Here is a 23239-nt window from a genome sequence, read left to right as displayed (position 1 = left end):
ACAGGGTGATTGCAGAACGAAGCACCCCTGCCGCAGCGACTGATCAGCCTCGGGAGCCTTACGGGCAACCCACTGATTTTTCTGCTGAAGAACTGGCGTTTTTGCAGCGTCGCTTTGGCGTGCATGGCCCCCAGACCCCGCTTGCACAGTTGTTCACTCGCGGCGTGGACCAACTGGAGCCCCTACGTCTCAACACACTTCAGCGTCTCCAAGAGTTGAAGCCAGTCATCCTGCTCGAGGCCAATCGGCAGCATGTCAATCCCATGCTGATCGCTGGAATCCTGTATGACGAGATCCAGCATTCCAAGCCCGGAGAGGATCTTCCATTCGTAGCCCATTCAGGTTTGTTCTCCACCCTGGGCCCTGCACAGCTGGGTCTCTCCGAACTGATGCATCAGGGTCGCCTCCCAAGCAACCCCACCGATGCTCAAGTTGCCAAGGCAAGGGAAACGCTGCTTGATCCAGCCTCGAATGTGCAGTTACTGGTTGGAAAGATGGCACGACTGAAAGCTGAGCTTGGCTTTGCCGAAGAGCGCATGTTGATGGCCAGCCGCTCTGCCATCGACGCCAAGGCCATTGCCACCTTGGCCTACCTTCACAACGGCAAGTTGGATTACCCCGCCCGTATTCTCCGCTACATGCAGGATCCAGCTCTGCACGGGCTGATTTTCTCCACTCAACGTGCACCCGAGAGTGGGTTGATCTGATCAGGAGCTGCAGAGAAGCCCGAGTGCTGCAAGTCGCTTCTGCAATTCTGACCAATCAAAGCTGCGAGGATCTGATCGCTCCCCGCCAAGATCAACATGTTCATGGGTGGTGACTGCTGCAGGAGAAAACCCGTAGTTTTGGATCCATTCATCCAGTACCAGCGCGAGAGCGTCGTATTGGGCTGCTGTGTAACCGCTGTGCTTCGATCCGTTATTTTGACCATCCTCGGGTGTTTCAAGGCTCAGGTGTAGGGCGAAATTGTTCACCGATCCCTTGAATTTTGGATTGGTTGCTGCCCATTCACCGAGAAATGCTGAATAACCAGCCCCGAAGGCCCGATCAATAGGGCTCACCAAATCCACAATCTGTCCGTTAAGTCCAATCAACGTGTGATAGCTCACTTGGTCTTCGTCTCGTGGGTGATGGGTTTGGAAGGTATTAATGGCTGATTTCATTGAAAAGACCGTCTCATGCAGGATCACAACCCTGGGGCTTGGATCCAGGGGACGTTTCCATGGATCCCGTCGGTAGCGCTTCCCATAATTGCTTTTGTCGATGGCAATCGACTGGCGGAGTGAGGCAAGACGCGCCTTTTTGTTCTTCAGGCGTTTCTGAATGGCCTGATCGATTCCACTGCATTGCCGAGCCAAGGGCGATGTCCAGGCGAGGGCGCGGGGGGCTTCCGGAGGTGATTCCTTCGGCAGTGTCTCAGAAGCATCTTGAGTCGAGTGCCCCACTTCATCCAATAACTCAAGAAGAGACGCGCGTCCCTTAGCCCTGTCAGTGTCGGAGCGCCCTGCACTGAGCAGGAGAAAACTGACCGCACAGACCATCGATCCTGCAGCGACGAGGGCCAGCAGGCGACCGGAGGTGCGTGCACCGGATTGAACCAGCTTGCGCAGTGGGCCTAAAGGATCCGAAACCATGCGTCTCGAAGAGCGCTCGCCTGCGGTGATGCCCCAGGATCACAGCTCAATTCCCAGTGGTCCAGGGATGGTGGGGCCTGTTGAAGGTGCGTCTCAGCCATGCGGCCCCGTCGAGCAAAGTGCACGACAGCATCATCTGGTCCTGCCCAAAGGATTTGCCAATCCTCCTGGCTGCGAATCCGATGCCCATGAAGGGCGATGAGCTCATCTCCTGGAATCAGACCCGCCCTGGCTCCTGGACCATGTTGTGCCACCCTCTCAATCAGAAGTAGTCCACGCTCCTCTCGAAGCACCAGACCGCTTTCAGCTCGATCTGCCAGCACCTGGTTCAGCTTCAACCCCACTCTGGAGACGCAGTCTTCAATCGGGATGGATGCGCAGTGGTCGAGCCAAACAGGGAGCGCTTGGGCCAACTCTGCATCATATTGTTCGACCGCTTTCAACAGATCGTTACGGCCATAACCTCGTCCATGGCGACCAAAGCGATCCCAGAGCTGTCTCAACAGCGAGGCCAGTGATGCTCCGCTGTCCCGCAACATGACGTCCAAACAGAACGCCATCGCAGTGCCAAGGACGTAGTAACTGATCTGGCTGTCGGCACCGGCTGGAGTCCTTTTGTACAGGCGAACCCATGCTTCACGGGAACTGTCGGCAAGGCTCTGGATACCGACACCAGGACTGATCAGAACAGTGGAGAGATCACGACCTAGATCCTTGAGGTACTGCTCCTGATTGCTACAACCCGCTAACAAGGGCAGGCCAAGGTCGAAGTAACTTGTCACCCCCTCGGCAAACCAGAGGCAGTCCGAAACCACAGGCGCGCCGTAGTCATACGGGATGTAGTCACGGGGTCTTAACCGCCGCACATTCCATTGATGCAGATACTCATGTCCGATCAACTGGAGCAGCTTGATGTATCCGTCTTCTCCTGCTAGTGACTTCCAGGAATAGTGAAGGACAGCGGCGTGATCATGTTCAAGCCCTCCATAGCCCTGATCCAACATCAACAGAACCAGTTGATAGCGATTAGCGCTTGGCGGTGACGTTTGCATTAGACGGCAGGTCGCCTCACAAACGGCGCGGATGTCGCGAAGAAAATCCGGTGGCCAGCCCTGGGGTGGTGCTCCAAACAGAATCAGTTCGTGCTGACAACCCATGACCTCAAAGGGCTGGGATTCGAAACACCCCGCATGGACAGGACTATCAACAAGGGCATCAAAATCGACGCTGTGGAAAATGCCTTGGTCGTGGGGAAGAGGAACGGCTGCTTGCCAGCCCGCTGGCAAAACCAGCTCCAGATGATGGGGTGACCATCGAAAGCCATCCACCAACATCACAACGGCTGAAAGACAGAGGCTGGCGAACTGTGGCTCGAGACAGCAGGTTCTGACCGTGAGTTGTCGGGCTTCCAGTTGATAACGAACTTCAACGTCTTGATCTGGTTGTAAATCCGCTCTCCAGCAGGACGGTGACGTGCGACGGAGCGGCACAGATTTCCCCTGCTGCTTGCAGGAGAGTGAATGGAGGTGTTGAACCGGATCACGGACCGTGTAGGAGCCTGGTGTCCACACCGGCAGTTGCCATCGGGTCGTGGCCTGGGCTGGTGTCCAGGTCATGGACACAGTGATCGTCTGACTTGAAGCTTCCGTTAGGTCCAGACGAACCCTGACGGCAGACAAATCGCTCGTCATCAAATCAACGGGAGACCGCGAAGTCCTGGGGTGCTTCCACGGTGTAGCCCTGGTCCTGCAAGCCTGGAATGGTGGTCATGGCCTGATGCAATGCATAGCGGCGGATGATTTGACTCAGCAGTTGTTGATAGAAAGGCTGGGCAGCGACATGGCCCAGGTCGGTCACCAAGTCGAGACACTGCTGTCCTGGAAGCTGTCGCCAACCCAAGCGGATTGAACCTTTGCTTGCCAGGACCTCAACGGGAATCTGGCCCGAGCCAAGGGTGCAAAGGGAGGTCCGACGCTTGACCTTGTATCCCTGTTCTTGAAGCACAACCTGCAAGCACTCAGGATCGTCCAGGGCGGTGGGCAGGATGGAGAGATGGGACATGAGCCGAATGCCCGCTTTTCAAAACCCTAGCCAGCAGAAGACGAACGGGGAATCCTCTTGTGCGTTTCTGTCGCCGCCTGCCACCCACTGGCCACAATTTGACCCCCCCCTGCGGTTGGGGGTCATGGCGTCTGGCAGGGGAAGCAACCTGGAGGCTCTCGTGCAGGCCTGTCGCGACGGTCGTGTGGATGGCAAGGTCGAGCTCCTCGTGGTCAATAAGGCCGACTGTGGTGCTCGAACGCGAGCGGAACGCTTAGGGCTTCAATCCCTGGTTCTTGACCATCGTGAGTACCTAACCAGAGAGGCACTCGATCATGCCCTGGTGTCCTGTTTTCGGGATGCTGGGGTCGAAGCCATCGTGATGGCGGGATGGATGCGGATTGTGACTGACGTGCTGATCAACGCCTTCCCAAGGCGATTGATCAATTTGCACCCGTCACTTCTCCCCAGCTTTCGAGGGGTTGATGCGATTGGCCAGGCCCTCGAGGCCGGAGTGAAGATCACTGGCTGCAGCGCCCACTGGGTGGCACCGGAGGTCGATTCAGGCCCCGTGATTGCCCAGGCAGCTGTGCCGATCTTCCCAACTGATGACAAGGATTCACTGGCGAAGAGAATCAGGCGCGAGGAGCACCGTTTGTTGCCATGGGCCGTCGCTCTCGCTGCTCAGCAGTGGCGAGCTCAGGGATAGAAGGGATCCAGAGGTAATCCTGTGGTTGGAGGGAAACCAGCCATCAAGTTCAGACACTGGACGCCTTGGCCAGCCTGCCCCTTGATCAGATTGTCGATGGCGCCCATCAGAACAATCCGACCCGTACGGTGATCCACCTGGACCGAGAGCAGAGCCCGGTTGGTGTGCTTGACCCACTTGGTGGCTGGATAAGTGCCGACGGGGAGCACCCTGACCAACGGGTGATGTCGATAAAAGGCCTCCAACACCGTGGTGCAGTCATCTGCGGTGAGTCCCGGGTCGCGAAGACGCCCGTACACAGTGGCCAGCAGTCCACGAACCATTGGCACAAGGTGTGGCGTGAACTGAAGCTGAATTTCGTTACCGGCCGCTTGCGTCGCTAACTGTTCAATCTCTGAGGTGTGTCGATGACCGATCACCCCATAGGGACAGATGGATTCAGAGGCTTCGGCTAAGAGGAGATGTTCCTTGGCCGCTCGTCCTCCTCCGGATGTTCCTGTCTTGGCGTCGATGATCAAGCCTTCAGTTTCGATCAGTCCCTGCTTCAGAAACGGCAGTAACGGAAGCAGGCTTGCCGTGGGGAAACAGCCAGGAGCAGCCACAAGGCGGGCGTCAGCGATGGCAGGCCCATTCCATTCAGGGAGGCCATACACCGCTTCTTCGCAGAGCTGATGGTCCTCACGGTGGCGTTGGGATGCTTCGTGGACGTAGACCTGCGACCACTGGTCCAGAGAGCGGTATCGGTAATCGGCAGAGAGATCAACGACCCTGACACCACGCTTCAAAAGGGCTGGCACCAGATCACTGGCCAACCCGTTCGGAAGACTCAGCAAGGCGAAGTCAGCACGGTCGGCGATGCGATCTGGATCGGGTGCCTCAATTTCAGGGTCATCCTGAAGGGGGAGGAAGGGACAGACCTCACTCCATCGCTTTCCAGCGCTCCGCTCACCCCCCAGCAAGGAGACCTTCAGACCTGGGTGGCCTTGAAGCAATCGAAGAGTTTGCAGGCCGCCATACCCGGAGGCACCGATCACAGCGACCGTGGCCGACGTCATGCCAGGCCGTCCCGGAGGAATGTTGTCCATTAACCGCTCTCTCTTCGGCAGTCAGTCTTCGCCAGATCGTACCGGTGTCGATAATGAGTGGAGATTTATGTCACAGGCCCGCTGAGCACCTCACACGCAACTGAAGACCTGTCATCCATCCGATTTGACAGCATTCCCGATGCACTGGCGGCAATTCGCAACGGAGAGTGTGTTGTCGTCGTCGACGACGAACGCCGGGAGAACGAAGGTGACTTGATCTGTGCGGCCCAGTTCGCCTCCCCCGATCAGATCAACTTCATGGCGACCCACGCCCGGGGTCTGATTTGTCTCTCCATGGAAGGCGAACGCCTGGACGCCCTTGACCTGCCCCTGATGGTTGATCGCAATACCGATGCCAACCAGACCGCCTTCACAGTGAGTATTGATGCTGGTCCTGAGCACGGAGTCTCAACCGGCATCTCCGCAGAGGACCGCTCACGCACCATCCAGGTGGCCTTACGAGCGGATGCCCGCCCTGCCGATCTGCGCCGACCAGGGCACATCTTTCCCCTGCGTGCCCGCCAAGGAGGCGTGCTCAAACGAGCGGGCCATACCGAAGCAGCTGTGGACCTGGCCAAGCTCTCAGGCCTGAATCCGGCCGGTGTGATCTGCGAGATCCAGAACCCCGATGGCTCGATGGCGCGGCTTCCGGAATTGCGTGCCTACGCCACCCAGTGGAATCTGCGATTGATCAGTATCGCCGACCTCATCCGCTATCGACTGGACAACGAGCGTTTCGTGGTTCGACAGGCCCATGCCGTCATGCCCAGCTTGTTTGGGTCCTTTCAGGCGATTGGGTATCAAAACCAACTCGATGGCAGTGAGCATGTGGCGATCATCAAGGGTGATCCCGAGCACCTGAATGAACCAGTTCTCGTCAGGATGCATTCCGAGTGCCTGACAGGTGACGCCTTTGGTTCGCTCCGCTGTGATTGTCGCCCCCAACTCGAAGCTGCCTTGCGAAGCATCGAAGCCGAAGGCGAAGGCGTCGTGGTCTATCTGCGACAGGAAGGCCGAGGCATTGGCCTTATCAACAAACTCAAGGCCTACAGCCTGCAGGATGGTGGCCTCGACACCGTTGAAGCCAATGAGAAACTCGGCTTTCCTGCCGACTTACGCAACTATGGAGTTGGTGCGCAAATTCTCAGCGATCTAGGGATCCACAGGCTTCGTCTCCTCACCAACAACCCCCGCAAAATTGCTGGACTCGGTGGTTATGGACTTGAGGTTGTTGACCGAGTGCCTCTGGTGATCAGCCCCGGTGATCACAATGCTGAGTACCTCGCAGTCAAGCGAGACAAACTTGGGCACTGGATCAATGAGATCGCCACGGTGGTCAGCTGGGATGGGGATTCCGATGGAGCTTCGCTGATTGATGTGAAAGCCGATGCGGATGCCTTGGCCCAGCGCCATGGCTTTGCGCTTCTGCCTGTGAGCGCTCCGAGGCTCCTGGCGCTCTGGGAGCGTCCGCAGTTGACCTGGCGACTTGCCGAGCTCTCTGAGGGTGATCCCCCAGATCAATCGCAGCGTGCAGTCCGTCTCAAAGGGTTGCTTTCGGGCCTGGCCCTCTGGCCACACACCCGACGCATCGGGCTCTACAGCACTGGAGGAGCCGAGCAACTGGATCACCCGTCCCAACGGCTCGATCGCAGGGAAGGCTCTTTAGTGGAACTTCGCCAAGGCAAGGTGTTGGAGCAGCTCGAGCAGGCTGAGCCCTTGCTGCTCCAGTGGACCTAATTCAGGCGATCTGAATTCAGGCCTGCTGAACCGTCACTTTTTCAATGCGGGATCCGTTGCGGAGGGCCAGAACGACCTCCAGATCACCTGTTTGACCGAAAACAGTGTGAACACCATCCAGATGGGGCTGAGCTTCATGGACGATGAAGAACTGGCTTCCCCCGGTGTTGCGGCCGGCATGAGCCATCGACAGGGCACCAGCTACATGCTTGCGGCTGTTGATTTCACAGTTGATCGTGTAGCCGGGCCCCCCGGTACCGGGCATACCCTTGGCTCCTTCCCGTGAATTAGGGCATCCGCCCTGGGCCATGAATCCATCGATCACGCGATGGAAGGCCAAACCGTCATAAAAGCCATCGTTGGCCAGCTTGACGAAATTGGCCACCGTGTTTGGGGCGTCCGCATCGAACAACTCCAGCCTGATCTGGCCGGCGTCCGTCTCCATCAGAACAGTCGTCAAGGGGCTGATCGCAAAGTTGAATCGTACGCAGGCGATGATGGAACCCGGCTTGGTCATCAACCAGACATGAGCGCTTCAGCACACCCAGCTCCCTTAGAAAACGCCCGGGTGGGGGTGATCGGCGGCAGTGGTCTCTATGCCATCGATGGCCTCTCTGAGGTCAAGGAAGTTCAGATCGATACACCGTTTGGTACCCCCTCCGATCAGTTTCGCCTGGGTCGGCTTAATGGCGTGGATGTGGTGTTTCTTGCGCGGCATGGTCGCCAGCACCACCTATTGCCCAGCGAAGTGCCCTATCGCGCCAATGTTTGGGCGCTGCGCTCCTTGGGGGTGCGTTGGCTGGTGTCCGTCTCAGCTGTTGGTTCCCTACGGGAGCACCTCCGCCCTCGCGACATGGTGGTGCCCTCTCAATTCATCGATCGCACGATGCAACGTCCCCAATCCTTCTTTGGCGATGGCTGTGTGGCCCATGTGAGTCTTGCTGAACCCTTCTGCCAGCGACTGAGTGAATGTCTGGCCAGGGCAGCGGAGGCACAGATGCCCGCGGGGCACCATTTGCATCGTGGTGGCACCTACCTCTGCATGGAGGGGCCTGCATTTTCAACTCGAGCTGAAAGTGAGCTCTACAGGAGCTGGGGGTGTGATGTCATCGGGATGACCAACCACACGGAAGCTCGCCTTGCTCGCGAGGCCGAGATCGCCTACGCGTCACTGAGCATGGTCACCGATTTTGATTGCTGGCACAACGATCACGATGCCGTTTCGGTGGAAATGGTGGTGGGCAACCTTCGTGCCAACGCCATGGCGACAGGACCCATTCTTCAACAGCTGATGGAATCGCTGCGCGAGTCCTTCCCCGAATCAGTTGCCCATACGGCACTCAAGGATGCGTTGATGACGGCACCGCAGGCTGTCCCTCAAGAAACGCGTCGGAAACTGGATCTGTTGACGGCTCCTTACTGGGGCTCCCTGGGTGAAAGCTAAGCCCATGGAGCCACGGATTAAAGGCTGACCCCGCATCGATCGAGCGCTGCACGAAGTTGATGGTGATGAGCCTCCAAGCAGTTGGCTGCCTCCTTTGTTGATAAACCGGAGGCCGCCATCAGCAGTGCCAGCTTCACGGAGCCCCCACTCTGCTGCAGAAGCTCTTCTGCTTCAGTTCTGGAGACGCCGGCAAGATCTCGGAGCATCCTGAGGGCACGGTCCACCAACTTGCTGTTGCTGGCGGCTACATCCACCATCCTGTTCCCGTAGACCTTTCCCAACTTCACCATCACACCGGTCGACAGGATGTTGAGGGCCATCTTCGTAGCCGTACCCGCCTTCAATCGGGTGGAGCCCGTCAACAATTCCGGCCCAGTCAGCAGACGGATGTCGATGGCACAGGGCATCGGGGCTTGATCGCTGGGGACGCACGCGATGGCGATCGTGAGCGCTCCAAGCGATTGTGCCCAGTCGAGTGCACCCAACACGTAGGGGGTGGTTCCGCCTGCGGCAATGCCGACGAGACAGTCAGCGGCCTTGAAATCCCTTGATTGAAGGTCGTCTATCCCTGCCTGCCGGAGATCTTCCAGCCCTTCAGAGCTGCGCAACAGTGCAGGTGATCCACCAGCCAGAACTCCTTGAACCAGTTCCGGGGGGCTGCAGAAGGTGGGAGGACACTCAGCGGCATCCAAAACCCCAAGCCTGCCGGAGGTTCCCGCTCCGATATAGAAGAGCCGCCCCCCCCCTTGGAGCCGCAAGGCGATTTGATCAACAGCATCTGTGAGTGGCTGGCTTGCCGCAGCAACGGCCTTCTGAGGGCGTCGATCCTCATTCACAAACAGCTCAACAAGCTCAGCAGTGCTGAGTCGATCGAGATCAGTGCTTCTTTGATTCGCCTGTTCCGTCATGAGATGACCGCGATCCTCCGAAGGGGTGATCGAGTCTCGACGGGATCTGGATTCAGTCATGACCGCTCACAACAAGTTCTCGAGGCGACGACGAAACTCCTCGAGTTCGTCGGTCTGTTCGACCGGTTGGCTGCTTTGACCTCCTGCTTCATCCTCCCAACCGCTGACATCCCTGTTTGCCGAGGGTGGGGCCAGCAAAAGCCGTTCTTCGTCTGTCGTGGGCACAAAGCCACTTTCAACGAGCCGGGCCTCATAACCAGCCTGACGGCAGAAGATCTCGATTTCTTCGCGATCAATCGCCTCAATGTTCGGCACAGGAAAGTCTTGAGCCTCAAGAAGCCCGGCGTAGCGCTCGGCATCATCGCGATTCTCAAACATGAGCACCACGGTTGACCCGGCGAGCTCAAGCGAATGAATCCCCTCACTGTCTCCCCCGGCGTCGTAGAGGAGCACGTGCACAAGCATGGTCTGAAGTCGAGCTTCGGCAGTCTCTCACTGCCATGGGGCCAACAGTCAGTCTTCTGGGTCTAGAGCCAGTTCCTGCAGCCGCCGATACAGCGCTCTCTCCGCCTCGCTGAGGCTGGAGGGAATCACGACAACGATCTCCACAAGTTGATCGCCGCGCCGTTCATTCAGACTGAGTCCACGTCCCCGCAATCGCAGCAATCGCCCACTGGACGAGCCTGGGGGAACTTGCAGGGTCACCGGACCACTGAGGGTGGGAATGTCAACGGCGCAGCCAAGGGCTGCATCGGCGGGCAGCAGTTCCAGTCGGTAGAGAACCCGCAGACCATCCACCCGCAACCCTTCCTCTGTCTGCACACGGAGTTGCAGGAAATGATCGGCACCGCCGCCAGCCACCCCTGCCAGCCGCAGTCGCCAGCCATCACCCGCTAGGGGTGGGGTCTGCACCTCGACAACGGTTCCATCGGAAAGTTCGAGCTCAACAGCTGTACCTTGCAATGCTTGATCAGGCGTGAGATCGACCGTGGTTTCGAGATCTTCAGTCGCCTGAACAGGAGGCGGAGGTGGGGGCTCAGCAGTTGCTGGCCATGACCCTCGAGGGTGTTCACTGGCGTCATCGTGCGCATCCCTTGGCGTACGCTCCCTGGCCGGTTCGGGGACTCCAAGCACCACAGCCAGGTAGTCCTGAAAATCTGGGAACCCTTCTGCGAAAGGGTCATCTGAGAGCGTTGAAGGTTGCTGACCTGATTCCCAGGACCTGCGTTTCGAGGGGTCACTGAGAACCGCGTAGGCCTCGTTGACCAGCTTGAAACGTTCCTCGGCTTTGGGGTCATTGCCATTGAGATCGGGATGCCAACGCCGTGCTTCACGGCGGAAGGCACGCTTGAGCGAAACCCCATCGCTGCCAGGGGGCAGTCCCAGCAACGACCAGTAGTCGGTGTCAGCGGTACGGGTCATCGTCCCAGGGATCCAAACCTTGACGACCTGATCCGTAGCGATCGCCGGGACGCCTGCGTGGAGAAGCCCAGGGGTCATCGTCCCAATCGTCATCAGCGAATAATTCGTCCTTCAGGGAACCAAGGGTGTTACGAATTCCTTGAAGCGGACTGGCGTCCTGACGCCGTTCAGCTGCGAGCCTTCGGTTCAGTCCGAACAGCGCCTCCTGAAGTGCACTCACACTGAGTTCAAGCTCCTGCAGGTCCTCCTGCTCGAGGGTGTCCTGTACATCGCGCATGGCCATCTCAACAGCACGCTGCTGGCGTTCTGCTCCGTAGGGGCCAAGCTCCAGTGCTGCGTCGCGCAAACGTCGCTCCGCCTGTGCCACCAGGGTCATGGCCCGGTTACGGCGTTCGATCGACGCACGGCGTCGACGGTCCTCATCAGCGCGCTCTTCGGCTTCGGCGAGCAGAGCTTTCAGCTCATCCTCATTCAAGGCAGAACCACCCTGAATCGTGACCGATTGCTTACGCCCCGTTGTGCGATCGGTGGCACTCACCTGGAGGATGCCATTGGCGTCGATATCAAAAGCCACCTGAATCTGAGGTACGCCACGTGGTGCCGGTGGGATTCCAGACAGTCGGAACCTCCCTAATGATTTGTTATCGGCAGCCATCTGGCGCTCCCCTTGCCAAACGTGGATTTCAACCGAGGATTGATTGGCTTCTGATGTGCTGAAGACATCGGACTGGCGAACCGGGATTGGGGTATTCCGTGGGATCAACACCTTCATCAAGCCACCCACCGTCTCAAGTCCAAGGGAGAGAGGTGTGACGTCATTCAGCAGTAGGTCACGTAACTCACCGGTGAGGATGCCGGCCTGAACAGCCGCACCGATGGACACAACCTCGTCGGGATTAACCGATTGGCAAGGGTCATGAGGGATCAGGGTTCTGACCAGCTGTTGCACCATCGGCATACGGGTACTCCCTCCCACAAGAACGACGTCATCAATATCCTCCGCAGACCACCCTGAATCCCTCAGAGCACCTTGGACCGGTGTCAACAGGCGATCCAAGAGATCCGGGCAAAGCCCTTCAAAGGTTGAACGCTCGAGATTGGTTTCGATGTGAAGAGGACCATCTGCACCCGTGGCGATAAAGGGAAGAGAGATCGGGGTTGTGGTGACTCCGGAGAGCTCCTGCTTGGCTTTTTCCGCAGCTTCAGTCAATCGCTGAAGGGCTTGACGGTCCCTGCGCAGATCGATGCCATGAGCCCGCTGGAACTCCTCTGCCAGCCAATCGACGATGCGTTGATCAAAGTCGTTTCCTCCCAGCTGCGTATCGCCGTTGGTGGCCTTCACATCAAAAACACCATTCGCCACCCGCAGCAGTGAGACATCAAAAGTGCCTCCACCGAGGTCAAACACCAGGACACGCCTTACAGCGCTGCGATCAAACCCGTAAGCCAGGGCCGCTGCAGTCGGCTCATTGAGAATGCGCTCGACCTGCAAGCCTGCAAGGCGTCCTGCATCGCGGGTGGCTTGCCGCTGGGCATCGTTGAAATAGGCCGGAACAGTGATCACCGCTGCTTCGATCGCCTCACCCAGGTAGGTCGAGGCGTCATCCACAAGCTTGCGCAGGATGTTGGCCACCAACTCCTCAGGGGCGTACTCGCGTTCCGTCAGCGGACAGGCAATGCGCACGTTCCCCTGCTCATTCGCCCGAACTGTGTAAGGGACCGTCAGGCTGGAATCGTCGAGCTCATCCCAGGCTCGACCGACAAATCGCTTCAAGTTTGAAAACGTGTTGCGGGGATTCAGGACCAACTGCCGCCGGGCCGCCTGGCCAACAAGCAGCTCTGCATCCTTCGTGAACCCCACGACCGAAGGGGTGGTCCTGGTGCCCTCGGCGTTGGCAATCACCTGAGGGCGGCCTGCCTCGAGCACGGCCACGACGGAATTGGTGGTCCCTAGGTCAATCCCGACGATCCGGCCCATATCCACCTGTTGGTCGAGCCCACGCTACCGACTGCAACCCCCCTGCCCAAGCAGGGATGGACGGGATGTTGCCCGCCCTTTAAAGCGACCTTAGTGATCAAGCCCCCTCTGCACCGTTACGTTTCAGTTGTCTGTTGCAGCAGAGAATGACCTCTGACCCAAGGGAGCAATACCTCCTGAGGCGTCGTCCAGCTTCTGAGAAGCTTGTTGACGTCAGTTTCAAGAACCTTGCCATCGTCCTTGCCTCGATGGTGGCCGTCGTTCTGTTCGCCATCCTCATCGTCGTCTTCTGGGGGTCCCTCGAGTCGATGGGCCGCTACGGCTGGAAGTTCCTGGTCACATCGGACTGGAACCCAGTGGATGATCAGTACGGTGCCTTCACCGCCATCTATGGAACGATCGTTACATCGCTGCTGTCCCTGGCGATTGCTGTTCCCCTTGGGGTCGGAACGGCCATCTTCATTACCGAAAACATCATTCCGCTGAAGATCCGCGAGGTCATCGGCGTCATGGTGGAGTTGTTGGCAGCCATCCCTTCAGTGGTGCTGGGTCTCTGGGCGATCTTCGTGTTGGAGCCTTTTCTTCGCCCTTTCCTCACCTGGTTGAACACCGCGTTTGGCTGGATTCCGATCTTCAGCTCTGCTCCGTTGGGCCCCGGCATGGCCCCGGCGATCCTCATTCTTGTCGTGATGATTCTTCCAATCATCACAGCCATTGCCAGAGATTCTCTCAATCAGGTGCCTGCAAAGCTTCGACAGGCTGCCTACGGAGTTGGCACAACACGATGGGGCGCCATTTTTAACGTGATGTTGCCTGCTGCCGTGTCTGGAATCGTTGGCGGAGTGATGTTGGCGTTAGGTCGCGCCATGGGAGAAACCATGGCCGTCACCATGATCATCGGCAATTCCAATAACTTCAGCTGGTCGCTGCTCGCGCCTGGAAACACCATTGCTGCCATGCTTGCCAACCAATTCGGCGAGGCCGATGGCAGCCAGGTGTCTTCCTTGATGTATGCCGCATTCGTTTTGATCATTCTGACCCTTGCGGTCAACATCTTCGCCCAATGGTTGGTGAAGCGTCTCAGCCTTAAGTACTGATTCCCACCATGACCTTATCCACTCCTACTCGTGCAGTCCCCGATCTGAGCTATCGGCCTGGACTTCGCCGCAATATTCAAAGTCGCTTTCTCACGCTTCTCGCGGGACTTTTTGCTGGTATTGCCGTCCTGCCTCTTGTGCTGGTGCTGGGCTATGTGTTGATCAGGGGCGGCGGAAAATTGAGTTTCGCTCTCTTTACAGAGCTTCCGCCACCACCTGGCCTTGAAGGCGGCGGTATTGCCAACGCAATCATCGGAACGATCATCGTGGCGATCATCGCTGGGCTGATCGCCATCCCTGTCGGCGTGGGTGGTGGCATCTTCCTTGCCGAATATTCCAAAGGTGGTTCCTTTGCTCAGTTCATTCGTTTCGGTACCAACGTCTTATCCGGAGTTCCCTCAATTATTGCCGGTGTTTTCATTTATGGGGTGATCGTCTCGACCAGGATTCTCTTTGGCAATTCCTACAGCGCTCTCGCTGGTGGCCTTGCACTCTCAATCCTGATGCTGCCAACAGTCATTAAAACCACCGATGAAGGCCTGAAACTAGTTTCAGATGATCTTCGACGTGGAGCACTAGGAGTTGGCGCCTCCAAATTCGTCACAGTCGTGCGGATCACTCTTCCGACGGCCTTCACTCCGATTGCAACGGGAGTGGTTCTATCCATCGCCCGTGCAGCCGGTGAAACAGCACCTCTGATTTTCACGGCGCTGTTCTCGCCGTTTTGGCCTGAAGGGATTTTCAATCCGATTGCAAGCTTGTCAGTTCTGATCTACAACTTTGCGATCATGCCCTACGAAGCTCAAAACGAGCTGGCCTGGGCAGCATCATTCGTGCTCGTTGTGTTCATCCTTGCGATGAATCTGTTGGCACGTTGGCTTGGGCGCTTCGCTTCAAAGTGAGCGTTTAGAAGGCCCGTCCATTTTCAATCCTGACACCTCTTTAACTTTTGAGTCATGACACTCTCCACTCCTACCAACAGTCAACAGGTGTCAGAAGATACCTGTATTTCTCTTCAAAACGTAACGATCAGCTACGGGAGCTATGAAGCTGTCCGCAATGTCTATTGCGAGATACCCCGCGGCAAAGTTACCGCCTTTATTGGCCCTTCAGGCTGCGGCAAGTCAACCGTTCTGCGAGCCTTGAATCGCATGAACGATCTCATTGAGGGGTGTTCTCTAAAAGGCCGCGTCGTCTTTGATGGAGCTGACCTCTATGAGCCCTCCGTGGATCCCGTTGAGGTCCGACGTCGGATCGGCATGGTGTTCCAGCAACCCAATCCTTTCCCGAAGAGTATTTACGAAAACATCGCTTTCGGTGCTCGCATCAACGGCTACACCGGCGACATGGACGAACTTGTTGAGCGTTCCCTTCGTCAAGCAGCTGTCTGGGACGAATGCAAAGACAAATTAAATCAAAGTGGTTACTCCCTCTCTGGTGGTCAGCAGCAAAGGCTCTGCATTGCCCGCACCATTGCCATTCAGCCTGAAGTCATCTTGATGGATGAACCCTGTTCGGCACTCGATCCCATCTCTACCTTGAAGATCGAAGAGACGATGCACGAGCTCAAGAAAAGCTTCACCATCGTGATTGTCACGCACAACATGCAGCAGGCCGTACGAGTGAGCGACATGACGGCCTTCTACAACGCTGAAGCTCAGGAAGGCGGTTCAGGGAAAGTGGGCTATTTGGTGGAATTCAACGAAACCGAGAAAATCTTCAACGCACCAACCCAGCAGGCCACTCAGGACTACGTGTCGGGTCGCTTCGGCTGACCCACCGGATGGATTGGGTGTCATTCAGCCTGGCCCCCGGGTAACCCGGGGTTTTTTGTACAAAAAAACCGGCCCGAGGGCCGGTTTTTGAAGCGGAGAGGGAGGGATTCGAACCCTCGATAGAGTTGCCCCTATACAGCATTTCCAGTGCTGCGCCTTCGACCACTCGGCCACCTCTCCAGCGGCTAGGTGGGGCAAGTGAGAATGTAGCAGGGCGTTCAGTCGACACCGGCGATGCAACGGAAACACAGGATCACCATCCACTGGCGACAAGAGCAGCGCACAATCAGCCATGACGTGCCTGAGGGCGAGTACATCCTCGAAAGCTTCGAGGCGCAGGGGGATCCACTGCCTTTCTCCTGCCGAAATGGTTGTTGCACGTCCTGCGCAGTCCGTGTCATCAGCGGTTCACTGGATCAACGGGAGGCCATGGGCCTGTCTCGTGAGCTGCGTAGTAGCGGCTACGGATTACTTTGCGTGGCCAGGGCCACGGCCGATCTGGAAGCAGAGACCCAGGATGAAGATGAGGTCTATGAACTGCAGTTCGGAAGGCACTTTGGCCAAGGACGCGTACGACCAGGACTGCCACTCGACGAGGATTGATGATGGACACCACCAACCCTGCAGCCGTATTGGACGAGGCTGGGCTCAACCGTGAAGCAATCGAGGAGCTCCACCGACTTGCTCGCCGGGCAGCCGACGCTGGTGGGACCGTTCTTCAATCGCACTACGGAAACCTTTCCGATATTCGTTGCAAGGGGAGAGTCGGTGACTTAGTCACCGCCGCGGATCTCGAGGCAGAAGAGGTGGTAATCAGACTTCTGAGGTCTGAAACCCCCCAGGTAGGAATTCTCGCTGAGGAATCAGGAAGCCGTGGACCACAAGAGGGGCTGCAATGGGTCATTGACCCCTTGGATGGCACCACCAATTTCGCGCACGGCTATCCGCTGTTTGCGACCTCAGTGGGCCTTTGCTGGAAGGGAACGCCCCTGCTCGGCGCAATCTCTATTCCCTACCTCCACCAGACTTACCACTGTTGTCCAGGGCTGGGAGCTTTCTGCAATGACAAGCCGATTGGTGTAAGCCGTTGCGAGAGTCTTGAGGATTCCCTGCTCGTTACGGGCTTCGCCTACGACCGCCACAACCGCCTAGACAACAACTACGCCGAGTTTTGTTGGATGTCCCATCGAACACGAGGGGTCAGGCGTGGTGGCGCCGCAGCAGTGGACCTAGCATTCGTCGCTGCAGGTCTTCTCGATGGGTACTGGGAGCGAGGACTCGCTCCCTGGGATCTTGCTGCGGGAGTGGCCTTGGTACGCCTTGCCGGTGGTCTGGTCAGCGGTTATCGGAACGAGCCATTTGACTTGCACTCCGGGCACGTTATTGCGGCTGGCCAGTCCATCCACACTCTGCTCACCGATGAGCTGAGCAAGGTCAGCCCGTTGGATGGGGCAGGTTATGGAGCTCCTGAAATCGGGTCCATGGGATTCTGATAGGGATGTCACTGCCCTTTGGATGGCCCTTCAACCTGCCACGGGTGCTCGCGATCTGAATCCACAGCAGGTGGAGCACAACCACTGGCTCCGTGAACGGCTCGCCAGCGTTTATCGCCTGTGGGGCTACGAGGAGGTTTCCCCCCCTCGCGTGGAACGTATTGACACCCTCAAGGCTGGAGGGGGAATCGCCAGCCAAGAGATCGTCCGCTTGGTCGCCGACGAGCCTCTCGGCTTACGACCTGAAATGACCGCGTCCATTGCCAGAGCAGCAAGCACTCGCTTTTCTCAACGGACGCGGCCGCTCCGCCTCTGGGCCTCAGGCACTGTGTTTGAGAGTCGGCAGGCTGATGAGGGGCGCCAGTGCATTGAGGAAAAGCTGCATAGCGGCGTGGAATTGTTTGGAGCACCATCTCCCCATGGGGAACTCGAGCTGCTTTCACTCTTGATGGCCGCTACGGAGAGCCTTGGTTTGAAACCAAGGCATCAGGCCCGGCTCTTAGTTGGCCATGCCGCGCTAATGGATCTGATTCTGTCCCCGTTTAAAGGCGAAGAACGCGACAAGGTGAAAGCAGCTTTGACAGGACTGGATCGCCTTGAACTGGAACGGTTAGGTCTCGAACCACAGGCTCATGAGCGTCTGTTAAGACAGCTCGATCTCAGGGGGGAACCATCAATGGTCCTGGAGGAGGAGCGTCGATGCTTTGGTCCTCAACCAGTGCTCAACGATCTGGAAAGGATGTTTAAACACCTTTCTCCTCTTGCGCAGAAAGGAGGTATTGATCTCCAATTGGATCCCAGCTTCCAACCGCATTACGGGCTCTACGACGGCTTGGTCTTCCAGTTGGTCTGCCAGGGGCACGCCGCACCCGTCGTGATTGCAAGGGGTGGTCGTTACGACACCCTTGTGGCGCGCTTTGATTCCGAAAGGAAGAAAGCCAGTGGACTCGGCTTTAGCTTCTGTCTCGATGATATCCGTGATCTACCCAGTGATGCTCAAGCTGCTCATCAATCATTGACACAGGTTCTAATCGCTTACTCAGACACGACAAGTCTTGAGGACGCTCTTGAAGTTCAGAGGGACTTGCATCGGGAGGGTATCAGCGCTGAGGTCATGCTGAGTCCTCTAGTGAGCCGTGAAGCTGCTGAACAGGTCTGTCAGGAGCGTTGCTGCAGCGAACTCAGGTGGCTGACTCACTAGAATTACCTCTGCTCGGTAAAACGCATGGCTCATACGATCGTCACTGATGTCTGCGAGGGCATTGCAGATTGCGTTGATGCCTGCCCTGTCGCCTGCATACAACCCGGCAAGGGGCGCAACCGTAAAGGCACAGAGTTTTACTGGATTGATTTTGACACCTGCATTGATTGCGGAATCTGCCTTCAGGTGTGTCCAGTGGAGGGTGCGATTCTTGCCGAGGAACGAGCCGACCTTCAGAAGCGCCCATAGGACGTACGGAAACCTCGCCAACCACAGGCTTGAACCGCGTGACTCGCAGGTAATACCATAGGCGAGTTCGCCATTAAATGTGATGCTGGAACAAGGCCAAATCCAGATCCACACTGAAAATATATTTCCAATCATCAAAAAGGCTGTCTATTCCGGCCATGAAGTATTTCTCAGAGAACTCGTAAGCAATGCTGCCGATGCCATCAACAAGCGGAGGATGGCTTCGATGGCAGGTGATTGCAGCGAGGGCCCAGACGGACTGATAAAGCTGACAATTAGCCGAGAGAAGAAAGCAATCACTTTTAGTGATAACGGAATTGGCATGACTGCCGATGAAGTCAAGCGTTATATCAATCAGGTAGCCTTTTCAAGCGCTGAAGATTTTCTTGAAAAATACAAGCAAGAACAAGATGCGATTATTGGCCACTTTGGCTTGGGCTTCTATTCGAGCTTCATGGTTGCACGTGAAGTAGAATTGGTCACCAAGTCAGCACGACCTGATAGCCAAGCGGTTCGCTGGACCTGTGACGGTTCACCAAGTTTCACGTTGTCAGAGGCGGAGCGAAGCGAACCTGGAACCGACGTCATCCTCCATTTGCTAGAGGACGAGCTTGAGTATCTAGAACCAGCAAGACTTCGTACACTCATCCAGCAGTATTGCGATTTCATGCCAGTCGCAGTAGAACTGGAAGGAGAATCGATTAACAAGCAGAAGGCACCATGGCGTCAGAGCCCTAGAGAACTTAATGACGAAGATTACATCGATTTATATCGTTACCTTTATCCTTTCCAGGGCGACCCTTTGCTTTGGGTGCACCTCAACACCGATTACCCATACTCACTTCAGGGCATTCTCTATTTCCCAAAAATCAGTGGTCGAGCCGACTGGGAGAAAGGGGAGATTAAGCTCTATTGCAACCAAGTGTTTGTCAGCGATTCAATCAAGGAAATTGTCCCTCGATATCTGTTACCACTTAGGGGTGTCATTGATTCCCCCGATATCCCATTAAATGTAAGCCGGAGTGCTCTTCAAACAGATCGGAGAGTTCGATCCATTGGCAATTTCGTCGCCAAGAAAATTGCTGACCGACTGAAGGCACTGATGAAGGATGATCCCAGTAGGTACGCACAGGCATGGGATTCACTCGCTCCCTTCATCAAGATCGGAGCAATGGAGGATGAAAAATTTGCGGAACAGGTTGAATCGATTGTCATCTTTGGCACCAGCCGTCATCAAAACCCTGAGGTTAGTGACACCGTCATGCAATCGGAGTCCGGTCGAGAGCTCACGACACTGGAGGCTTACTGCTCTCGACAAAAAGAAGGAATGGAATCAAAACGCATCCTCTATTGCGGTGATGAAATTGCCCAATCAGCTGCCCTTAATCTCTGGACTGAGCAGGGGGCTGAGGTCCTGTATGCGGATAGCATTATCGACAGCCAGTTCATCCCATGGCTTGAGGCAAGGCATCAAGAGTTGAAGTTCCAGCGGGTGGACTCAGAGCTCGACGATTCACTTCGTGACGAATCGAAGGAACTTGCCGATCAAGATGGAGAAACACAAAGTGAGTCATTGAGAGCGTTAATGAAGGAAGCGCTGTCAAATGACAAAGTCACCATTCAAGTGCAGGGTCTCAGGGGTGGTCTGGATGCACCTGCCGCCTTGATTTTGCTCCCTGAGCAGATGCGCAGGCTGAACGACATCGGGGCGCTCATGGACCAACGCCTTCCAGGTTTGCCAGAGCACCACGTGCTTGTGGTCAATCGCAATCACCCCTTGGTGAAAGGCCTGCAAAACCTGGAGGCGGGGGCTGTGCTGACCTCGTCCACCGCGGAATCTCCAAGCAAGGTCCTTGCAAGGGATCTGGCCACATACCTCTACGACATGGCGAAGCTCAGCGTCGGAGGCCTCGATCCTCAGGACCTCCACGGTCTTCAACGACGGAGCACGAAACTGTTGGCAGCACTGATGGAGAGGGGGGGCTGAGCCCCTGCTTTGCTAAAATTCTGGTTTGGTCCTAACGGACCGCAGATCAATAGAGGATTCGACCATGTCTCGGGTGTGCCAACTCACCGGAACACGCGCCAACAACGGCATGGCGGTGAGCCACTCTCACATCCGCACCAAGAAACTGCAGCAGGCCAATCTGCAGCAGCGTCGTCTTTGGTGGGCGGAAGGCAAGCGCTGGGTCAACCTGCGGATCACGACACGCGCTCTTAAAACGATTCAGAAGAAAGGCCTTGGCGCTTATGCCAAGTCACTTGGTATTGATCTCAGCAAGATCTGATTGCTCCTAGGGTCAATCAGTCAGGCCCAGATCCAATGAACTTTAACCGTCGTCAGCTCCTCCGACTACTACTTGTCGGTGGAGCTTTTTTTTGCCGTGGAAGGTCTGCTCAAGCCCTTGGTGGCACAATGCCTGCCATTGGCAGCATTGTGCCAATGTTTGACTTGGAAGGAACCGACCGTACCAATCCTGATCAAAAACGTTGGTCTCTGGATGACTTTCAGGGACGCTGGCTCGTTCTCTACTTTTATCCGAGAGATTTCACATCAGGATGCACGATTGAGGCTCATGGGTTTCAAAGTCTTGTCAACGAATTTCACGAGGCGGGGGCCAGCATCGTTGCCATCAGTGCGGATAATTTGAAGGAGCATGAATCCTTCTGCACAAGTGAAGGCCTTGACTTTCCCTTATTGTCAGATCCAGACGGAGCTGTGAGCCGACTCTATGGGTCATGGATGCCGCCATACTCGATGCGCCATACTTTCCTCATCGACCCAGAAGGAGTGCTCTCGGAGAGCTGGACAGGCGTAAGCCCCGTCGGACACGCACGTGAGGTGCTCAGAACACTTCAGGCCGCATGCCAAGACAATCGACAAGTTTGACAAGCAGAGCAAATTAGGGAATTGTAGAAGTAGGTCTACATAGGCTGCCCTCTCAAGGACAGCCTCGGAGTTTGATTATCATGGCGAGCAAAAAGGGCACAAGTTCGTTCATCCTGCTGTATCACCGAACTCCCTTCGATGCGGTTGTTGATTCAAAAGGAAGAATTCAATGGGCGGAGCAAAAAAGTCCTAACGGCATAATACCTACACTGAGAAATTTATTTCTGAGCAATCTCGATGGAACTTGGATTGCTTGGAGAGAAGTAAATGAGGAAAATGATGATTCGGTCGAACGAACGTTGATGTCAAACCCAGCACCGTTTGTGCTCAAGAGAATCCCTCTAAATAGTAAACAAATCAATAGCTTTTATCACGTTACCTCTAAGGAGTCTTTTTGGCCAATCCTTCATACGTTCCCCACTTACTTTGATGTCAACAATGCTGACTGGGGAATTTTTGAAACTGTGAATCAACGATTTGCCAATGCGGCCTGCGAAGAGGCGGCTGAAGGTGCAATTGTCTGGGTTCACGACTACAACCTTTGGCTGGCTCCTGGAATGATTCGAGAGCTACGTCCAGATCTGAAAATTGCATTTTTTCATCACACTCCTTTTCCAAGTAATGACGTCTTCTCTATCTTGCCTTGGCGAGACCAAATTCTCAAAAGTCTTTTATGTTGCGATGTTGTAGGGTTCCACATACCGAGATATACAGAAAATTTTGCAAGTGCAGCAAGTTGCCTCATTGGTGCCATGAAAGGACCAAAAGTACCTGTGGGTACAAGATTTCTTGAATCAGGAACGGCCTTGAGCGAACCATCTGAAACGCAGGTGCTAGAATATAACAGTCGCACAATTAGATTATTATCTTCACCAGTAGGAACATCGCCAGATTTAATTCAGGAGCTTGTTCACGAAGAAGAGATCGAGAAATTATCACAGCAAATTGAAGAAGATACACGCAAGGGTAGAAAGCTAATTTTGTCAGCTAGCCGAGTTGATTATACAAAAGGGAATGAAGAACTCCTGCTAGCATTTGAACGATTACTTGAGCGTCGACCAGAACTTCATGGACGGGTCGTTTTGATGCTGGCGTGTGTTTCAGCAGCAAGCGGCATGAAAATCTATGAGGACACGCAGAGATCAATTGAAGAGATGGCAGGGAGAATCAATGGTCGCTTTAGCTTGATCGATTGGGTGCCAGTAAGATTCTCTACAAGAAGAATACCTTATAGAGAGATGATTGCTTGGTTTACTCGGTCAGACATATGCTGGATCACTCCATTACGAGATGGTCTTAATCTCGTGGCAAAAGAATATGCAGCTGCAAGAAAAGGGAAAGATGGCGTTCTTGTCCTGTCAGAGTTTACTGGGGCATCTGTAGTACTCGATGGTGCTGTACTAACCAATCCTTATTCACATCGAAAAATGGATGAAGCTATTGACATAGCCCTATCCATGTCACCAGAAGAGCAGATCATGAGGATGGAAAAAATGACGTCTGCGGTGGAAAGCTTTACGGTTTCAGACTGGGCAGATGAACAGCTTGGAGCCATGAACGAAGTAAATCAATGAGGT

General features: G+C 55.8%; 24 protein-coding genes and 1 tRNA gene. 15 read left to right on the top strand and 10 right to left on the bottom strand.

Annotation, left to right across the window (positions count from 1 at the left end; all coding sequences use genetic code 11):
- Positions 1 to 8: 8 nt before the first annotated feature.
- Entirely contained in the window at positions 9 to 707 is a 699-nt protein-coding gene (locus CWE16_RS05580; protein WP_236629626.1) for a helicase DnaB, read from the top strand.
- On the opposite strand, the gene CWE16_RS05575 is transcribed toward CWE16_RS05580, so the two are convergent.
- The 3 genes from CWE16_RS05575 to CWE16_RS05565 are packed head-to-tail and all read right to left on the bottom strand — an operon-like array spanning position 708 to position 3695.
- Positions 708 to 1634 carry an N-acetylmuramoyl-L-alanine amidase gene (locus tag CWE16_RS05575; RefSeq protein ID WP_131593648.1) on the bottom strand — a complete coding sequence of 309 codons (927 nt, stop codon included), beginning with the start codon at positions 1632 to 1634 and terminating at the stop codon, positions 708 to 710.
- On the bottom strand, positions 1616 to 3325 hold the full coding sequence (locus CWE16_RS05570) for a M61 family metallopeptidase (RefSeq protein WP_131593646.1): 1710 nt from the start codon (positions 3323 to 3325) through the stop codon (positions 1616 to 1618). The genes CWE16_RS05575 and CWE16_RS05570 overlap by 19 nt, the downstream gene beginning before the upstream one ends.
- Positions 3326 to 3329: 4 nt before the next feature.
- Positions 3330 to 3695, bottom strand: coding sequence for a DUF1257 domain-containing protein (locus CWE16_RS05565; RefSeq protein WP_131593644.1), 366 nt, complete (start codon positions 3693 to 3695; stop codon positions 3330 to 3332).
- Between the two features lie 124 nt (positions 3696 to 3819).
- Between CWE16_RS05565 and purN the strand changes: the two genes are divergently transcribed.
- Positions 3820 to 4383, top strand: a complete 564-nt coding sequence (gene purN / locus CWE16_RS05560; protein ID WP_236629595.1) for a phosphoribosylglycinamide formyltransferase — start codon at positions 3820 to 3822, stop codon at positions 4381 to 4383.
- On the opposite strand, the gene argC is transcribed toward purN, so the two are convergent.
- Positions 4374 to 5438, bottom strand: a complete 1065-nt coding sequence (argC, locus tag CWE16_RS05555; RefSeq protein ID WP_131594098.1) for an N-acetyl-gamma-glutamyl-phosphate reductase — start codon at positions 5436 to 5438, stop codon at positions 4374 to 4376. The genes purN and argC overlap by 10 nt on opposite strands.
- Positions 5439 to 5585: 147 nt before the next feature.
- Here argC and ribBA point away from each other — a divergent pair, with 147 nt between their 5' ends.
- Positions 5586 to 7205, top strand: coding sequence for a bifunctional 3,4-dihydroxy-2-butanone-4-phosphate synthase/GTP cyclohydrolase II (gene ribBA, locus CWE16_RS05550; RefSeq protein WP_201737971.1), 1620 nt, complete (start codon positions 5586 to 5588; stop codon positions 7203 to 7205).
- A 16-nt stretch (positions 7206 to 7221) separates the two neighbouring features.
- Here the strand turns inward: ribBA and CWE16_RS05545 are convergent, their stop codons facing one another.
- Positions 7222 to 7650 (bottom strand): peptidylprolyl isomerase, encoded by a 429-nt coding sequence (locus CWE16_RS05545; protein ID WP_131455570.1) that lies wholly within the window; start codon positions 7648 to 7650, stop codon positions 7222 to 7224.
- A gap of 81 nt (positions 7651 to 7731) precedes the next feature.
- Here CWE16_RS05545 and mtnP point away from each other — a divergent pair, with 81 nt between their 5' ends.
- Positions 7732 to 8649, top strand: coding sequence for an S-methyl-5'-thioadenosine phosphorylase (gene mtnP, locus CWE16_RS05540; RefSeq protein WP_131593638.1), 918 nt, complete (start codon positions 7732 to 7734; stop codon positions 8647 to 8649).
- A gap of 17 nt (positions 8650 to 8666) precedes the next feature.
- Here mtnP and murQ read toward each other — a convergent pair whose 3' ends face one another.
- From murQ to dnaK, 4 genes are read right to left on the bottom strand one after another with little or no spacing between them, the layout of a single operon-like run.
- The gene (gene murQ / locus CWE16_RS05535; protein ID WP_236629594.1) at positions 8667 to 9617 is read right to left on the bottom strand and encodes an N-acetylmuramic acid 6-phosphate etherase; all 951 of its coding nucleotides are present in this window, start codon (positions 9615 to 9617) and stop codon (positions 8667 to 8669) included.
- Positions 9618 to 9623: 6 nt separating this feature from the next.
- Positions 9624 to 10022 carry a DUF3110 domain-containing protein gene (locus CWE16_RS05530; protein ID WP_131593636.1) on the bottom strand — a complete coding sequence of 133 codons (399 nt, stop codon included), beginning with the start codon at positions 10020 to 10022 and terminating at the stop codon, positions 9624 to 9626.
- 48 nt (positions 10023 to 10070) lie between these two features.
- Positions 10071 to 10979, bottom strand: coding sequence for a DnaJ C-terminal domain-containing protein (locus tag CWE16_RS05525; RefSeq protein WP_131593634.1), 909 nt, complete (start codon positions 10977 to 10979; stop codon positions 10071 to 10073).
- Entirely contained in the window at positions 10963 to 12957 is a 1995-nt protein-coding gene (gene dnaK / locus CWE16_RS05520; RefSeq protein WP_131593632.1) for a molecular chaperone DnaK, read from the bottom strand. Before dnaK ends, CWE16_RS05525 begins: the two co-directional genes overlap by 17 nt.
- A gap of 146 nt (positions 12958 to 13103) precedes the next feature.
- On the opposite strand from dnaK, the gene pstC reads away from it, so the two are divergent.
- Genes pstC through pstB form a run of 3 tightly spaced genes read left to right on the top strand, consistent with a single transcriptional unit; the run spans position 13104 to position 15829 of the window.
- On the top strand, positions 13104 to 14054 hold the full coding sequence (gene pstC / locus CWE16_RS05515) for a phosphate ABC transporter permease subunit PstC (RefSeq protein WP_131593630.1): 951 nt from the start codon (positions 13104 to 13106) through the stop codon (positions 14052 to 14054).
- An 8-nt stretch (positions 14055 to 14062) separates the two neighbouring features.
- On the top strand, positions 14063 to 14956 hold the full coding sequence (gene pstA, locus CWE16_RS05510) for a phosphate ABC transporter permease PstA (RefSeq protein ID WP_131593628.1): 894 nt from the start codon (positions 14063 to 14065) through the stop codon (positions 14954 to 14956).
- 54 nt (positions 14957 to 15010) lie between these two features.
- A complete protein-coding gene (pstB, locus tag CWE16_RS05505; protein WP_131593626.1) occupies positions 15011 to 15829 on the top strand; it encodes a phosphate ABC transporter ATP-binding protein PstB in 819 nt (272 codons plus the stop codon).
- Positions 15830 to 15922: 93 nt separating this feature from the next.
- Here pstB and CWE16_RS05500 read toward each other — a convergent pair.
- Positions 15923 to 16009: transfer RNA gene (locus tag CWE16_RS05500), tRNA-Ser, on the bottom strand.
- A gap of 54 nt (positions 16010 to 16063) precedes the next feature.
- On the opposite strand from CWE16_RS05500, the gene CWE16_RS05495 reads away from it, so the two are divergent.
- The 8 genes from CWE16_RS05495 (at position 16064) to ggpS (ending at position 23236) form a co-directional block, all read left to right on the top strand.
- Positions 16064 to 16432: a 2Fe-2S iron-sulfur cluster-binding protein gene (locus tag CWE16_RS05495; protein WP_131593624.1), complete on the top strand. Its 369-nt coding sequence runs from the start codon at positions 16064 to 16066 to the stop codon at positions 16430 to 16432.
- Between the two features lie 2 nt (positions 16433 to 16434).
- Positions 16435 to 17322, top strand: a complete 888-nt coding sequence (locus CWE16_RS05490) for an inositol monophosphatase family protein (protein ID WP_131593622.1) — start codon at positions 16435 to 16437, stop codon at positions 17320 to 17322.
- A 22-nt stretch (positions 17323 to 17344) separates the two neighbouring features.
- A complete protein-coding gene (locus CWE16_RS05485) occupies positions 17345 to 18523 on the top strand; it encodes an ATP phosphoribosyltransferase regulatory subunit (protein ID WP_131593620.1) in 1179 nt (392 codons plus the stop codon).
- A gap of 24 nt (positions 18524 to 18547) precedes the next feature.
- A complete protein-coding gene (locus tag CWE16_RS05480) occupies positions 18548 to 18772 on the top strand; it encodes an indolepyruvate ferredoxin oxidoreductase subunit alpha (protein WP_131455309.1) in 225 nt (74 codons plus the stop codon).
- An 82-nt stretch (positions 18773 to 18854) separates the two neighbouring features.
- Complete coding sequence (gene htpG, locus CWE16_RS05475; protein WP_131593618.1) at positions 18855 to 20759, top strand: molecular chaperone HtpG; 1905 nt, start codon at positions 18855 to 18857, stop codon at positions 20757 to 20759.
- Between the two features lie 64 nt (positions 20760 to 20823).
- The gene (rpmB, locus tag CWE16_RS05470) at positions 20824 to 21060 is read left to right on the top strand and encodes a 50S ribosomal protein L28 (RefSeq protein WP_131455311.1); all 237 of its coding nucleotides are present in this window, start codon (positions 20824 to 20826) and stop codon (positions 21058 to 21060) included.
- 35 nt (positions 21061 to 21095) lie between these two features.
- Complete coding sequence (locus CWE16_RS05465) at positions 21096 to 21662, top strand: peroxiredoxin (protein WP_131593616.1); 567 nt, start codon at positions 21096 to 21098, stop codon at positions 21660 to 21662.
- A gap of 80 nt (positions 21663 to 21742) precedes the next feature.
- Complete coding sequence (ggpS, locus tag CWE16_RS05460; RefSeq protein WP_131593614.1) at positions 21743 to 23236, top strand: glucosylglycerol-phosphate synthase; 1494 nt, start codon at positions 21743 to 21745, stop codon at positions 23234 to 23236.
- Positions 23237 to 23239: the final 3 nt, after the last annotated feature.

Origin of the sequence: Synechococcus sp. BS55D (genome assembly GCF_004332415.1) — a bacterium.
In the GTDB taxonomy this organism is placed as follows: Bacteria; Cyanobacteriota; Cyanobacteriia; order PCC-6307; family Cyanobiaceae; genus Synechococcus_C.
The sequence above is the reverse complement of the archived record's forward strand: the minus strand, read 5'-3'. Positions and strand labels throughout refer to the sequence as shown.